Origin of the sequence: Paenibacillus sp. J2TS4, from assembly GCF_018403245.1 — a bacterium.
GTDB lineage: Bacteria > Bacillota > Bacilli > Paenibacillales > NBRC-103111 > Paenibacillus_L.
In genome coordinates this window covers 1-15,339 of sequence record NZ_BOSH01000022.1, presented here as the reverse complement: position 1 = coordinate 15,339, position 15,339 = coordinate 1, and the positions used below count along the sequence as shown (strand labels likewise).

Annotated in this window: 14 protein-coding genes; 4 read left to right on the top strand and 10 right to left on the bottom strand. The window is 48.4% G+C overall.

Features of this window, described 5'->3' with window-relative positions:
• Positions 1 to 3: 3 nt before the first annotated feature.
• From ftsL to KJS69_RS27595, 7 genes are all read right to left on the bottom strand, one after another.
• Positions 4 to 420, bottom strand: a complete 417-nt coding sequence (gene ftsL, locus KJS69_RS27625; RefSeq protein WP_213587207.1) for a cell division protein FtsL — start codon at positions 418 to 420, stop codon at positions 4 to 6.
• Positions 421 to 445: 25 nt separating this feature from the next.
• Complete coding sequence (rsmH, locus tag KJS69_RS27620; RefSeq protein ID WP_213587205.1) at positions 446 to 1,396, bottom strand: 16S rRNA (cytosine(1402)-N(4))-methyltransferase RsmH; 951 nt, start codon at positions 1,394 to 1,396, stop codon at positions 446 to 448.
• Positions 1,397 to 1,465: 69 nt separating this feature from the next.
• A complete protein-coding gene (mraZ, locus tag KJS69_RS27615; protein WP_213587203.1) occupies positions 1,466 to 1,903 on the bottom strand; it encodes a division/cell wall cluster transcriptional repressor MraZ in 438 nt (145 codons plus the stop codon).
• Positions 1,904 to 2,314: 411 nt separating this feature from the next.
• Positions 2,315 to 3,577 (bottom strand): adenosylhomocysteinase, encoded by a 1,263-nt coding sequence (locus KJS69_RS27610; RefSeq protein WP_213587201.1) that lies wholly within the window; start codon positions 3,575 to 3,577, stop codon positions 2,315 to 2,317.
• Positions 3,578 to 3,605: 28 nt separating this feature from the next.
• Positions 3,606 to 5,237 carry a bacillithiol biosynthesis cysteine-adding enzyme BshC gene (gene bshC, locus KJS69_RS27605; protein WP_213587199.1) on the bottom strand — a complete coding sequence of 544 codons (1,632 nt, stop codon included), beginning with the start codon at positions 5,235 to 5,237 and terminating at the stop codon, positions 3,606 to 3,608.
• A gap of 166 nt (positions 5,238 to 5,403) precedes the next feature.
• Positions 5,404 to 6,387: a ketopantoate reductase family protein gene (locus KJS69_RS27600; RefSeq protein WP_213587197.1), complete on the bottom strand. Its 984-nt coding sequence runs from the start codon at positions 6,385 to 6,387 to the stop codon at positions 5,404 to 5,406.
• Between the two features lie 404 nt (positions 6,388 to 6,791).
• Positions 6,792 to 7,439, bottom strand: a complete 648-nt coding sequence (locus KJS69_RS27595) for an RsfA family transcriptional regulator (RefSeq protein ID WP_213587195.1) — start codon at positions 7,437 to 7,439, stop codon at positions 6,792 to 6,794.
• 323 nt (positions 7,440 to 7,762) lie between these two features.
• Between KJS69_RS27595 and KJS69_RS27590 the strand changes: the two genes are divergently transcribed.
• On the top strand, positions 7,763 to 7,993 hold the full coding sequence (locus KJS69_RS27590) for a DUF2626 domain-containing protein (RefSeq protein WP_213587193.1): 231 nt from the start codon (positions 7,763 to 7,765) through the stop codon (positions 7,991 to 7,993).
• A 39-nt stretch (positions 7,994 to 8,032) separates the two neighbouring features.
• Here the strand turns inward: KJS69_RS27590 and KJS69_RS27585 are convergent, their stop codons facing one another.
• Positions 8,033 to 9,154, bottom strand: a complete 1,122-nt coding sequence (locus KJS69_RS27585; protein ID WP_249730735.1) for a class I SAM-dependent methyltransferase — start codon at positions 9,152 to 9,154, stop codon at positions 8,033 to 8,035.
• A gap of 177 nt (positions 9,155 to 9,331) precedes the next feature.
• Here KJS69_RS27585 and KJS69_RS27580 point away from each other — a divergent pair, with 177 nt between their 5' ends.
• Complete coding sequence (locus tag KJS69_RS27580) at positions 9,332 to 10,288, top strand: hypothetical protein (protein ID WP_213587191.1); 957 nt, start codon at positions 9,332 to 9,334, stop codon at positions 10,286 to 10,288.
• A 117-nt stretch (positions 10,289 to 10,405) separates the two neighbouring features.
• On the top strand, positions 10,406 to 11,488 hold the full coding sequence (locus tag KJS69_RS27575; protein WP_213587189.1) for a coiled-coil domain-containing protein: 1,083 nt from the start codon (positions 10,406 to 10,408) through the stop codon (positions 11,486 to 11,488).
• Positions 11,489 to 11,507: 19 nt separating this feature from the next.
• Here the strand turns inward: KJS69_RS27575 and KJS69_RS27570 are convergent, their stop codons facing one another.
• Together KJS69_RS27570 and KJS69_RS27565 are read right to left on the bottom strand one after the other, a co-directional pair.
• Positions 11,508 to 12,821 (bottom strand): extracellular solute-binding protein, encoded by a 1,314-nt coding sequence (locus tag KJS69_RS27570; RefSeq protein ID WP_213587187.1) that lies wholly within the window; start codon positions 12,819 to 12,821, stop codon positions 11,508 to 11,510.
• A 317-nt stretch (positions 12,822 to 13,138) separates the two neighbouring features.
• Positions 13,139 to 14,470, bottom strand: coding sequence for a PhoH family protein (locus KJS69_RS27565; RefSeq protein WP_213587185.1), 1,332 nt, complete (start codon positions 14,468 to 14,470; stop codon positions 13,139 to 13,141).
• 104 nt (positions 14,471 to 14,574) lie between these two features.
• On the opposite strand from KJS69_RS27565, the gene KJS69_RS27560 reads away from it, so the two are divergent.
• On the top strand, positions 14,575 to 15,123 hold the full coding sequence (locus tag KJS69_RS27560) for a YhcN/YlaJ family sporulation lipoprotein (protein ID WP_213587183.1): 549 nt from the start codon (positions 14,575 to 14,577) through the stop codon (positions 15,121 to 15,123).
• The last annotated feature ends 216 nt before the right edge of the window (positions 15,124 to 15,339 follow it).

The window sequence follows — 15,339 nt, the reverse complement described above, 5'->3', positions numbered from 1 at the left end:
CGTTTACGGCTGGCCTGGCTGGTTATCGTCTTGACCTGAGGTCACCGGCGTCGTTACCGGCACTCGCACAATTTGCTCCGGCTTTGGCGGGGTCAAGCCGCTCTTGTCTGCTTCCAGCTTTATACGGGTTAAATCGTTCATTTTATCAATCTGCTGTTTCAAGCTGTTATTGGAAATTTCCAGCTGCTTAATCTGAGATTCCATTTTATGAATATCGCTATTTAATTGATAGAGCAAGGCGTAACGCCATAATACGATTCCTGCAACGGTTACGACCAGAGTAATGATAAATAAATAAAATAATTTTTCTTTTATGGGGATCGCTTTAGCACGATAAACGACTTTGCGATTTTCTTTAGTTCTGACCTGGTTCTCTTGCTTTTGCTTCAGCGCCGAGCTTCCGTGCATATAGGATGCCAATCGTTCCTCCTCCTTCTTGTACGGGCTAAAGCTTTTCCGCCACTCTTAGCTTTGCGGATCGAGCCCGGGGATTACGGGTCAGTTCTTCTTCCGACGGCATTATCGGCTTACGGTGTACCAGACGCAGCACAGGCTCTTTATGACATACACACACCGGCAGGTCCGGAGGGCAAGTACAGCGATTCAACTGTTCGGCAAACCATTGCTTGCATATGCGGTCTTCCAAGGAATGAAACGTAATGACAGATATTCTGCCGCCGGGAGCGAGACAATCTACCGCCTGCTCCAAGGCATCGCGCAGCGCTCCCAGTTCATCGTTAACCGCAATCCGCAGCGCCTGGAAGCTGCGCTTGGCCGGATGCGGCCCCGTTCGCCGGGCGGCCGCCGGAATCGCCTCTTTGATCAGCTCCGCTAGTTGCAAGGTTGTGCTAAGGGGCTCCTTCTCACGTCTCTGCACAATACGGGCCGCGATCCGACGGGAAAATTTCTCTTCTCCATATTCAAACAAAATGCGGGCGAGATCAGATTCACTCCAGCCGTTAACTATGTCTTTAGCCGTAAGATCGGATGAAGGATCCATCCTCATATCGAGCTCTGCCTCCTGGTTATAGCTAAAGCCGCGCTCGGCATCGTCCAATTGCGGAGATGAAACACCCAAATCGAACAATATCCCATCGACCTGCGGTATTTCCTCAACCATCGGAAGAGAAAGCTCGCTGAGCGCTTGTCTCAAATGACGGAAATTACTCTTCACAATAGTCACCTTGTCGCTATAGCGCTCCAACTTTCGAGCAGCATGCAGTATGGCTTGCTCATCCTGATCCAAAGCAATTAATCTGCCTTCAGGCCCGAGTTGGGAAGCGATTCGTTCGCTATGCCCCGCCCCGCCCAAAGTGCAATCCACATAGATCCCATCTGGCTTGATATGTAATCCTTCCACAGCTTCTTCCAACAAAACAGTTATGTGATGAAACACCTTCTGTATCCTCCCGGGTCTTTTATTTAGATGCAAAGCCTTAGGTTGAGCCGCCATCCTCCATTTCGCTTACAAATCGAAATTAAAATCCACAAGCTTTTCGGCGATCTCATTAAACGATTCTTCCGACTGCTGGAAGTAGTTTTCCCAAAGATCCTTGCTCCAAATCTCCACACGGTTAGATACGCCCAGTACTACGCAGTCCTTCTTAAGCTTGGCATAATCCACCAGCGTGTTTGGCAAGTTTACCCTTCCCTGTTTATCGAGCTCGCATTCGGTTGCTCCAGAAAAGAAAAAACGAGTAAACGCCCGGGCATCGGATTTCATCAAGGGCAGCGATTTGAGCTTACTTTCCAATACTGCCCATTCCTGCATGGGATAGACGAACAAACAATTGTCCAGTCCGCGGGTAACGACAAAGGAGGAACCGAGGGCTTCACGGAATTTGGCGGGAATAATCATTCGCCCCTTCTCATCTATGCTGTGCTGGTATTCCCCCATAAACATGAGTTAGCCCCCCTTTCCACCACTTTGCCCCACTTTGCCCCACTCAGAAATAAATATTCTCTATTATAGCAAAAAATCCTGCTAAACCAAGCAGGATATCCGAAAAGTTTTTAAAGCTGCATGATAAATAGGTCTTTCCTATTACATTCTGATAAAAAACGGAAAATGAATAGGAATAAAAGACTATTTGTTGAGGATGTGATACACCAAATTCAATGGGACAGCCTGCCAGAAGGTGCTCCGTGAAGTGAATAGGCAAGGGCTAAGCAATAATTCTCGCTTATACAAGAAACTAACTATTTGTCCAGTTCAACAAAAAAGAGACTGCCCTTTAGATCGTTTAATCTAAAAGAGACAGTCTCATGCCCTAACGTGAATTTAGTGAAGCCTTAGCCTTAGATCACCCGCGTTTTAGTGTTCTGCCCAGCTGTCCAAATATTGAATTTGCTCCTGCGACAGCTGATCAATAGCTATTCCGAGCGATTCGAGCTTAAAGCGGGCGACTTGCTCATCCAGCTCATAAGGAACGTTAACGACCCTGTTCCCGATTTGCTTGTATTGCTCGTTAACATGCTTAAGAGACATAGCTTGCAGGGCAAAGGTCATATCCATGATTTCCGCAGGATGCCCGTCACCCGCAGCTAGATTGACCAGACGGCCTTCAGCCAGCAAATAAAATTTGCGTCCGTCCTTCAGCTTGTATTCTTCGATGTTGCGGCGCACGGTCCGTTTGGAAACGGAAAGCGCGTCGAGCTCCGGCTTGTTCACTTCGATATCGAAATGTCCGGCATTGGAAAGAATGGCTCCATCCTTCATCACCTCATAATGCTCGCCGCGAATCACATCCCGGTTGCCGGTGACAGTAACGAAGAAGTCTCCAATCCGGGCCGCATCCCGCATCGGCATAACCTGAAAACCGTCCATGTAGGCTTCTACCGCTTTGATGGCATCCACTTCCGTGACGACCACATTGGCCCCCAATCCTTGAGCACGTTTAGCTACCCCTTTGCCGCACCAGCCGTAGCCAACGACCACAACTGTTTTGCCGGCAACTACCAGATTGGTTGTCCGGTTGATTCCGTCCCAGACGGATTGTCCGGTACCATAGCGATTGTCAAACAAATATTTGCAGAAGGCGTCATTGACAGCCACCATCGGGAACTGCAGCTGACCTTCCTTATCCATCGCCTTGAGGCGGAGAATGCCTGTTGTCGTTTCTTCAGCTCCACCGCGAACTTTTTTCAACAAGTCCCTGCGTTCCGAATGAAGAATCGAGACGAGATCGCCCCCGTCATCAATCAATAAATCCGGTTCGGTTTCCAACGTTTTGATCATCAATTCTTTATATTCCTTCGGATCCGGATTATATTTGGCGAACACGGTAATCCCGTCCTCCACCAAAGCGGCGCACACATCATCCTGGGTCGACAAAGGATTGCTGCCGGTAATCGCCACTTCCGCGCCTCCCGCTTGTACAACCTTGGCAAGGTAGGCTGTTTTGGCTTCCAGATGCAAAGAGATGGCCACCTTTAATCCTTGAAATGGCTTTTCTTTCTCAAACTGCGCTTTGATCCGGTTCAAGACCGGCATGTGAGCATCTGCCCAATCAATCTTTAAATGTCCTTCCGCTGCCAAAGACGGATCGGCGATGATACTTTTTACTTTAGTGTTCATGAATATCCTCCTGTCCTGATTAAAAGTTCTACATATAGACAATCGAATGAACCGGTTGAAGCGATAAGGGCTGACTCACCAATTCGTCCACCCAATCTGTGCCGTATTTATTCAAGTAGGAAAAGACATTATAGACCCGCTCCTGATCTCGGCCGAGTGGAAGCAAGGAAAGGCGGATTCTCTCCAACTGCCTTAAGGCTGCTTCATGCTGGGCTTGATTCGCTTCCGTCGAACGGGTTTCCAGAAATTCGATTTGCTCGATAATTTTTTGCTCATTGGCCTTGCCTAATTTGCTCATCCCCGGGTTAATGGATGCAACGGTCTCCAGGATAGGCCTATACAGCTCGAGAAATTGCTCCTTTACTTCGGCGAATCGTTCCTCTAACTTGAGCTGATCCTGCTCCCTAAGCCATTGGTTCTTCTTCTCGTCGAACCGATACAGGACATCCTCGATCGTCCATCCGAATTTCTCCATATGCTTCTGAACGGTCCCCTCCATTAGGGTAAGCTCTCGACGCGGAAGAAGAATCGGCATTTGCATCCCCAGGACTTCAAACACGGAGCGGGTCATTCCCCAATAAGCGATTTCCCCCGGTCCCAGCACTGCGCCAAGCACCGGAAGCAAGTAGTCCTGCATAACCGGGCGGGTCATAACATTGTTGCTAAATCTTTCCGGTTGATGCGAGACCCACTCCAAAAGCTGCTGCGGATCATAGCGCCGTTCCTTCTTGCGGTCCGTCAAAGACTCGCCATCGCGGTAGAGCAGCACTCGCTCTCCATCATCCTCGAATATAAACAGATTGGCGCTGTCCGGATGGGCTTCCGCCTGGGGAGAGTAGCCAAGCCGTTTAACTTGCTCCCAGCCGCTCAGCACCGCATGATTTACTTCGTGGCGATGCTCAAGAAGCCGGGTAAACATCGGGCCTTCAAGCTTGCGAATGCCAGCATCGTCCGAATCCAATAATATGAGCCCATGCTTGCCGAACAACCACGCCATCATTCGGCCGAAAAATTCGGTCAATGTCTTCGACTTGCCAGCGGCATCCATCAGCTTCTCTAGAAGAGGGGCTTTAAATTCCGTATCCAGAAGACTGTTATCCAGCTGATTTAAAGCGTCTTCCCAATTATCAATCGTCAGCCGGCTGATGGAAGTGCGTGTTCCCATGGGGCGCTCCAGCTCCAGCTTCAGCTTCTCAACCTGCAGCTGCGGAGTCAGAGTGTACGCATGATTGACCTCTTCAAAATCATGATCCTCCCCCGCAATCCAAAACACCGGAACGACCGGGCGCTTTAATTGCTCGGAAGCCTGTCTCGCCGCTTGAATGATTGTCGCTGCCTTGTAGATGACAAGCAGCGGTCCGGTGAACAATCCGGCCTGCTGGCCTCCTACAATGACAAGCGTCTCAGGTCGGCGAAGCTGTTCCAGCGCCTCGAAGCTTTCCGGATCATTCCCAAGTCTATCATTATAACGGATAAGGCTGTGTACCAATTCGGTCCGGTTAGCGGAAAATCGGGATTGATCGAGCCAGGCTGCTCTTTCCTCCCAGCAAGTCTCATCCCATACGTTATATACGTATAAATCCCGTACCCGTTCGAATCGATGCTTGTAATCCTCGGCCAACGACTGGCCGGTACTCCGTTCATAAGGCTCCAACTTCATCGAACGGCCCCCTCGTCATAAGGTATGTATATAGGTTTAAGGTTCAATTTGATTGTACACATCGTTGTTATTTTAGTCAAAACAGTAAAATCCTTATTGCCGAGTATTTAGTTCGCTGTTTTTTGGCCGCCTCACCCCATATGACTGAAATGACGCGTCCAAAAGCTTAACGACTATTTCTTCCGTTCTCCATTGACTTGATCAGATGGTAGAGAGTTTGATGAGTCGGTAATTCCAATCCCTCCTCTTCTGCTATTCGAACAAGGCTTCCATTGATCCAGTCAATTTCTGTTGTACGTCCGGAATAAATGTCCTGCAGCATAGAGGACTCATTAGCCGCTGTCCTTTCGCATACGTCGAAGACCTGCTCCCACAAATGAGCGTCAAGCTCAATTCCCCGCCTCCCCGCCACTTCCTTGGCCTCCGCAAACAAAGATTGTGCCAGCTGAAGCAAATGCTGATTCCGTATCAATTCTCCGTTCGGAATTCCGGTCAGTGCGGTCAGCGGATTGATGATTGAATTGATAACGAGCTTATTCCAGCCATAACGATGAATATGATCCGTCCATCTCGCATCAAATCCTGCTTGACAAAGGAATTGGAGCAAAGCCTGCTCCCGATCCCCGTGGCCGGCCGCATGTCCGGCACACGCTTTTGGGAACCCATACGCCCTGCCAATTCGAGTTATTCCTTTACCTGTATGCCTGACCTCGGTCGGAGAGCTTTTGCGAGCTCCTTCGGTAGTCACCGCCATATAAATCGATGAGCGGGGCAGATGCAATGCCAGCCGTTCCTCATGTCCCAGTCCGTTCTGAAAACAAACGATCCCCGTATGGCTTCCTGACCAATGGGCTAGCCATGCCGCAAGATCGTCATCAATATCCTTTTGCTTGACGGCAAGCAGAATCCAATCCGGTTTTTCCGCTTCTCGATGCTTTTCCCAACCTTCAAAGGATGCAGCTGCTGGAAATACCGTGAAGTGCTCTCCTTCCTCTGAGTAATTAACGGTTATCCCGCTACGGAGGATTTCGGAAGCTTGAGCAGCCTTCCGACAAATCATTTTCACCTGATGTATGTTTTCTGCCGCCTCTGTCAGCCTTCCGGCAAGAAGCAGCCCGATGGAGCCTCCTCCAACAATATATATGTTCATAGAGCTTTCCCCTTTGCTGAATAGCTTTTCTATCCCCAATTATAGACAAGTACATCCTCTCATATTGAGACTCCCACGGCTAGAGCCGGAAGCCCTGCACATTACCGTGCGACGGTGGGATTCTTGCATGGCTAAACGTTCGCAGTCCATTTCTGTTTTGAACAGCCTGCGAGATTAGGAACATGCGTTCTTGCATATCCATATTGTACTCATTTGATTGATTAATTACAACAGATAGACGGGGTCCCCGAAAAGTAATGTATAAACCTCTATCGAAGCAAGATCAGGAAGATAGACCGCGTTTAGAGGATGGTTTAGACGCCGACCCCTGTCAGGGTGCGGATGTAAAAAAGATCCCGCAGTCCCTCTGATAGGAACGCCGGATCTTTTGGCAAACGGCAAAACTATTCGATTCTTTCCAGATTGCCGTTGGCATCCATTTTGAATCTTGATTTCTTGTCGTCCTCTTCTTCCACCAAAAAAGCTAATTTGCGGGCACGGTCCATAATTTGGATTAGCGCGCGATAGTCATCATTGACTACCTGATAATCGGTTTGCACCTCGTTCACCTGTTTACTCAGCTGATCATTGTGGCGTCTCAACCGATCCATTTCCTCATGGAGTTCGTTAAGCTCTCTTTCCATAGACTTCGTTTGCCGCGACATTTCCTGGTAGTTCATTTTCCAATGCTTCAGAAAACGGATCACAGCGTCGATAGAGATTGTATCCTCGGTCAGAAGATCGCCTTTCAGCCCGGCTTCCCCTTCCAAAACAGCTACAGAGGATACGCTGGATACCGGAACGGCTGACTGCTTCTTCATTTGGTTTCGCTTTTGCCGTTGGGCTTTGGCTATTTGAATAGCCGCCTCGTATTTTTTACGGACGCAGCTGTTCCATCGAAAGCCGCAGGCCGCAGCGGTTCGACCAATTTTTTCGCCTACTTCCTCAAAAGCGGTCAATTGTGTGCTGCCATCGCGAATATGCCGTAAGGTCACCTCCGCAAGAATCAAATCATCTTCTTCGCTCCAAGCGTCTTGTCTAACTGCCGACATCTAAATACCTCCCAACCAATAGTAAAAAAGATATTGCAAGAGTGGAATCAAACCAAAAAAGCATCGTGACCCATCTATGCGGTCTTCCCGTTAATTTATCTCTATGCCCATACTAGAGTTCATAGAATCTATTTGATACTAAAGCTATTTCCATTTTTTTTGCGGTCCATACATGTTTTCCGAAAGAAAAGGTTAAACTAAGCCCACAGGGCTGCCGTAAAAGTTTACGAATTCGTCACGGTTTCCCGTTTACACCTACTGCGTTGGGCTGTATAATGAGATGAGTGATAACGAACGTTGCAATTAGAGAGGAGGATGTCAAGATGGCACGCATGTATCGCGTTCTTGGCTTTTGGACACTCGCAATCGGACTAATGGCTCTCGCTGGCGGCATGGTCCCGATGGCTTTAATTTTCTTTTTCCAAACCGCTTTATTCGTATTATTAGGCTATATGAATCTTTCCGAGCGTACCTACATACTTATGTTTTGGGGGTACATGCTCATCTCCTTCACCGGCTTTACGTACTGGTCCTTCTTCCGAATGGAGCTGTAAACCGGTTAATAACGTCTATAAAACATAAAGGCGGCCGTTTTAGTTACGGTCGCCTTTTTTCGTTTGGATCAGCACCTTGAACAGCTCGCTCATCTGATCACTGAGCAGCAGCTGACGGACAGCGCGATTCCGCCTCGCCTCCGGACCAAACGGATCGCTGCCGGAATGATTCTGCAGGAGCTCCAGAATGCCCTGCTCCACTAAAAATTGCTTCTGAGTCATCAGATTCCATTCCTCTATTCCCTCTTCCACCCCGGCCCTGATGCAGGCTGTGAAATTAACATGAGCGGTCAAATCCTGCTCTCCCGGATACTCCAATGGCTGATCCATAGCCGCATGATTCCGATAACACATCAGAGTGCCGTTCATCCGATGCGGGGAATAAAGCTCCTCCGCGAGATCTCCATAATCAACCGTGACCAGGCTTCCTTCCTCTAGCCGGGCGGCCTGAAGGCGGATCCAATCGTCCGCTTCGAGATTGATTTCTGCCGTTTGTCCATCGGACAGGTGTATGTTCTCCCGCTTCAAATAGCGGACCAGCCTTGGATCGGCTGCCGGCTGCCAGCAGCTGGCCAACCGTTCTTGCCCTTCGTCCCAATAGACCCATTGCTCCTCTACCCTCCCGTTAAACCTGCGAACGCGATGGACCGGAAAGGCATCCAGCAGCTCGTTGGACAAAATAATCGTTTGCTTTCGGCTACCTTCTCTCCACCATTGTTCTTCATCCATAAAACGGACAACCGAGGAATGCGGAGCCAACCGTTCTTTTTGACTCTGCGAATGATTTCGGCTCTTTTCAACCACGATATAGGTAAGTTGCTTGTACAGGCCCGGATTAGACTGCTGAACTTCATCTAATATCTGCTTGGCTAATTGTCCCTCTCCTCCTCCCCACTCGACCCAATCGATAGGTCTTCCTTGCCATTGCCGAGATAGCTTGCTCAGCAAACGGGCCATCATAATGCCCATAATTCCTCCTACCGAAGCGCTTGTATAAAAATCTCCATCCTTGCCTATCTTCGCTTTGTCGCTCATATAATATCCGTACTCAGGATGATAGAGACATTCCTTCATATAATCTTTGAAGGATATTGCCTTATGCGGGCCTTCTGACATCCGGCTCCGAATCCAATCGATCAGCCGAAGGTTCCCATTCTGCATGTCCATAACCTCCTTTTCCTCATCTCCTGCGAATCCTTAAACCATGATTTGATTCGTAAAGACATTTTCCATATAAAACGGTATAATGAACAATATGTTTTTTATTAGATTCAAAAAGACCAACTTTTCAAAAGCTTTTTGAACAATCTTATCAGATAAAGGAGAGACCCTACTGTAATGCGTATTTACAAATGGATGGCGCTGATCGCGCTCCTGCCTGCCTTGCTAGTGCTTGCTGGCTGCGGTCCATCGACTCCTCCGTGGAAAGAACAAGCGCTTTCCGCCTTAGCTAAGCAGCAAGAAATAAAAAGCTATTCTTTCGCCGGAGAAGCAAGACTCAAATGGGGAGATTTCCAGGAAGACAGCTTGACTAACCCGATTACGAAGTCCTTTTCTCCAATGTTATCCAATGGCAAATTGAGCTGGTCCGGCACCGCCTCCATCGAGCCTTTGCGTTTGGAAGCCGTTCTTCAGAGCAAGTCCGCCGACTCGTCTACTGTTGTTGAGCTGCCGTTTTTGATCAATAATAATCATTTGTATGTTAATATACCATTGATCAATCAGAAGGACGAATATTTTTCTCTTGATTTGGCAGGCTTGTCGGAATTGTCGGGAGATGCCTCTACCTTTTCCACCGAAAGACTGCAGAGCGCTATGGAAGTCATGGCTACCTTGTCTACCAAATTATTCGAAGCGATGGACGAGAAATGGTTCGCTCAAGCGGAATCACCGGAAGGAAGCGAGTTTACCCTCATCGAAGTGCGGATTACAGATGACAACTCAACCGAAATCACCAACGCTCTGAGGGAACAATGGCCTTCGATTATCGATTACTTAGGAGAGAGCGGCCTGCTGACCGACGAACAGGCTTCCGACTGGAAGCAAGCCGGCAGCGAAAGCAGCCTGGAGTTAGGCCGATTTGCTGTTGCTGTTGACAGCGAGGGCTTCGTTCGCGATTTATCGATACATATCGAATTATCGACGGTTACCGGAGGAGAGCGCAAAGCGCATCTAGTGAGTGCCCAACAATCCTATGACCGGATCAATGAAACACCCGCCTTCACCCAAGACATTCCGGAAGTAACGAAGCCTCTGGATGATATCCTCAAGCTGCTAATCAAAGGCTCGAAATAAAAGGCGAACTTCCCGCCTCAAACCATTAAACTTCCCTGAACCGGGAAGTTTTTGGCATCATTTTACATCGATTCTTATAAAATTTAGAGAAAGAATGTGAACATGAAGGGGTATGTCATGGCCAAGCTTATTCGCAAATCGTTCTTGGTATGCCTCTGCCTTATCGTTTGTTTATATGGGACCCCCTTTATATTGGCCGAAGCCGAGCCTTCCCTGGACGAGACCAGGCAATTGCTGCAAAAAAGCTTGACGGTTTACGAAATCGACAGGGAAATTGCCAGGCTGACCGAACGTGAAGCGGAGATCGGCAAACAGATCGCCTCAGCTGAACAAAACATCCTGAGGGAGCAGGAACGGGTTGACCAGACTCGCGAGCATGCGGGGAAAATATTGAGAGCCTACTACATGGGACAGCGCGATAATCTATGGTTGTTAATGTTTAGCGCCGGCTCGTTCTCCGATGCGATTGCCGTCTATGAATACTTGAGCATGATTCTGGACAACGACAAGAGAAAGCTGGACGCCTACCGCGATTCCTATCAGCAGCTGCAAGCGACCTATAACCAATTGCTGGAGACCGAAGCCGAGTTGAAAGAGGTGAAAGCGGAATTTCTTCTTCAGCGGGAACGGCTGCTCGCTTTGCAGCAGGAACTGGACGAACAGTTGGCGGCGTCTGAGGAAGCGGCAGAGGTGTTCAAGCAAATGGTAGACTTGACTGCTGCCTGGAAGGATAAAGGGCTGCCTGTGTTCAGAACTTATTTTCAAGCCATCGCTGACGAGATGAATGATATATCGGATTTATTCAATAATGGGGGAACCAATAAGTATTTGAATGGGCTGACCTTTCAAATTAGCGACCAGGAACTGATTGATTATTTTCGTAATAAAAATCCTTTGTTCGACAACATTGAATTTGCTTTTGAGGATGGTGTTTTTACTGCTTCCGGGAAGGAAGACGACGTGGAGGTAAGCATTCAAGGAAAATACATCATCCAGCAAAAGCCGAAAAACCACCTTCTGTTTCGGGTGGAGCAATTGACTTTCAACGGCTTCGTGCTGCCGGATACGACGAACCGGGCATTGGAGCAGGAATTCCCGCTTGGATTTTCTCCAGAAAGCTTCGTTCCGTTCATTAACGCCTATGAGGTCACAACAGAAGACGGGCTGCTCACACTAAAATTAAAGCTGAAGCTTAAATAGCTTCAGCTTTTTTGTAGCTTTATTCCTTTTTCCACAGGCTGGCAGCCTTGTCCGTGAATGCGCTAAAATCCTGCTCTCCTTGACGCAATGCTTCCATCTCGGCGGCCAAAGCATGGAGCTTCTTCGCAGAGTCGATTTGCACCGGCAGCATATAGCCTTGCTCTACTAGCCATGTATAGGATTTGAAGGACGGATCATTCCGCAGCTCCTCCGTCATAAACGCGGAAACATACGCCGGCAGCGTCTTCGCCTCTCCCCACAGCTTCATCTCCGTACCCAGAGAGGTCAGCTCCTGGAGCAGCTCGATAACCGCCTCTTCCTGGCCCGCCCGGGAGGAAATCGCATAACTCCTTCCTTTAAGCCAGGTACCTGTTTGTCCCGCGCCTTCAGTTACCATAGGCAGTGCACTTAGGGCGATCTTATCGTTCTCATGCAGCTTATAATCGGAAATTGTTGTGATCATAGCTGCAATATTCCCTGATGATAATTGCTCCCAAGGATCCCAATCTTTCGTGGGCAGCGGGAAATTGGTCTGGAACACCTTCGGATCCCAGCTCTTTTCCTTAGGGTTAAAGAACGATTCCAGCGAATGCATCGTCTCCGGATCATCCAGCTTGGCTAGCGGGTTAACCCCTTCGGAGAAAGGTACGCCCAGAGCAGATAACAAAGATAGAAGGGAGTAAGGATCATCCGGGTGATAATAAACTCCATACTGCTTTTCTTCAGGATTCATAAACTTTTCATTCCATTGCAAAAGCTCTTCGGCGGTTAAAGGCGCATGATCGACCTGCAGCTCTTCTGCCTTCTGCTTATTCCAGGCTAAAATGTAGGGGTCCACATCCTTGGGAATCCCCCACAGGTAACCATTCCATTTCACCTGATCCATGAGCTCCGGCAGTCTTTGCGCCTGCTGGTCATTGCTAAGCCATTCATCCATGGGCTGCAGATAACCGAGAGCGGCAAATTCGTTCACCCAGTCGTTATTTAACAGCATCAAGTCAGGAGCTTCTCCAAGCTGGCTTGCTTTCTTTAAAATATCATAGGCTTCGTTCAAAGGCAGGTTGGTCAGCTCGACCTTAATTCCTGTCTTGGCAGCCGAATATTGTTCCGTCCATTGCTTCAGCGCCTCATATTCCTCCGGCTTCATGCAAACCGCCAGATGAATAAGACGCTCCTCGTTGTCCGCCAACCCATCCGAGGTTTTGGCAAAGGTATCTTTACCGAAGTTAGAGCCGGCTCGCGGACTCCCTCCGGGGCCCATCACTTTAGAGATAAGCAATATCGATAATCCAAGGATTATAAATAGCACGATTAGGCTTTTTTTCCTGGTCACTTCAAAATTCTCCTTCTCCCGCATTTCTTAATTTGGACTGCTTGCCATTCTATCTATTGTTCAATAATAACAAAAATCAAGGTCCGATTCCTCCCAATTTTTCGGGGCCTTCCGACCCTGCCACTGTCATCGCTTCCTGTTTTGTAATCATATAACTAATGGACTGCACGGCGCAAGTATGGAAACGTCACAACGGGCGAGAAAGGGGCTTCTTTACGGATCTCCCCTTCCTCCACCCGTCGTGGATTTCATGATGAACGGTTATCAAACAATTTTAAGAAGGTGAACGCATGCAGAGGATTCCATACGATAAAAGGTTATAAGAGATCGGCCGCCAGTTGAGCCAGCCGCGATCTTTCTCCGCGCTCCAAAGTGATGTGCCCGCTCAGCTTCTCATTTTTAAACCTTTCTACAACATAAGTCAACCCGTTGCTGGAAGAGTCGAGGTAAGGATGGTCGATCTGCTCCGGGTCTCCCAGCAGAACGATTTTGCTCCCTTCTCCAACACGCGAAACGATCGTTTTCACTTCATGCCGCGATAAGTTTTGGGCTTCGTCAATAATAATAAATTGCCCCGGAATTGAACGTCCGCGTATATACGTCAGCGCCTCTACCTGAATGCTACCAAGACCGGCTAAAATTTTATCGATATCCCCCGTCTTTTTCGTATCGAACAAATACTCCAGATTATCATAAATCGGCTGCATCCAGGGACGCAGCTTCTCTTCTTTTTCGCCGGGTAAATACCCGATATCCTTTCCCATAGGCACTACCGGTCGGGCAATCAACAGCTTTTTATATTTATTCTCGTCCTCAGCTTTTAATAAACCGGCCGCGAGAGTAAGCAGCGTTTTGCCAGTCCCGGCCTTCCCTGTCAGGGTAACCAGAGGAATGTCGTCATTCAACAGTAATTCCAAAGCCATTCGCTGCTGAGCGTTGCGTGCGGTTATTCCCCATACCGGATCATTGCTCAGATGTAAAGGCTCCAATTGACGGCCGTCCGCACTCACTTTGAGAAGCGCCGATTTGGCAGAGCCCATCTCATCCTTGAGAATGACAAACTCATGAGGCCGCAATGTTGACGGCTGCTGCAGACTGCTTAGATTTAATCTTCGGTAAGAGTAAAACTCATCAATAATGGCCGGATGAACTCTTAAGGTGACCCATCCTGTATACATTTCTGATAAGGAGACGACCCGATCAGATAAATAATCCTCTGCAATTAATCCGAGCACGTCCGCTTTAATTCGGACAAGCGAGTCTTTGCTGACAAGAATAACGGGTCTCGGCTCAGGCTTGCTCTGTTCCTCGGTCCAATAATTCATGGCAACTGCCAATATCCGGTTATCGTTAGTCATTTCCCCGAAAACATCCTGCATTTTTAGAAAGCTGCGGTGATTAAGCTCCACCTTCAGGCTTCCTCCGTTATCTAATGAAACCCCGTCGTGAAGTCTTCCCTGACTGCGGAAGCCGTCTAACAGCCGGGAAACGTATCGAGCGTTACGGCCAATTTCATCCGCCAATCTTTTCTTCGAATCCATCTCTTCCAATACAGTCGCGGGAATAATCACCTCATTATCCTGGAAGGCAAAGACAGCGTTAGGATCCTGCAACAACACATTAGTGTCCAGTACATAAATTTTTTTCATAAGGAATCCCTCCACGTTTTCGGTTTTCAAGCGGAATACATAAGAAAAAAAATGTAAGGACAAACTATCGGTAATCTGACTACCCAGGAAAGGACGATTACAAGATGAAAACCATCACATTTACGTTTCTTGCATTAGTTCTTGTCATGCTTTCGGGTTGCAATACAGGCCAGAAGGGCGCCGCTCCAGGGACTGGACAGCATACTGTCCAGACTCGACAGGCTGCCCCAGCCAAGGAGCCCATTACGGACAGAAACGCAGTCGCTTCTCACCTCGAGAACATAGTCAAATCGATTCCTCAGGTAGAGGATGCTACATGTGTAGTCCTCGGGAATACAGCCATCGTTGGCATCAATGTGAAGCCCGAACTGGATCGCGCACGCGTAGACTCGATTAAATATTCTGCAGCAGAAGCGTTAAAGAAGGACAAACACGGTGTTAATGCACTCGTAACCGCAGATCTGGATATGGGACAGAGAATCCGGGAAATTCGCAACGATATTCAAATGGGACGACCCATCGCCGGCTTTGCCGAAGAGCTGGGAGATATTATCGGACGGATTATGCCCCAGGTTCCGAAAGATATCACCCCGGGGGGCAGTCCTCCGCCACAAAGCAGCACTCCCCAAAATTTTCAAAATAGCGGTTTGTAAAGCAATATATGGAGAGCCGCTGCGATTTATACAGCCCAAATTTATTTGGCTTAGGTCAAGGAAGTGCGGTCTCCAGCGGATTAAAAGACAAAGGGGCTGTCCAATAAGTCCCTAAAATAAAAAGTTGGGCGGAAAACAGGCACGTTTTCCGTCCAACTTTTTTTCGCCTTTGTTTCTGTAAGAAAGCGGCGAGGCGGATGCCTGCTACTTTCAGTA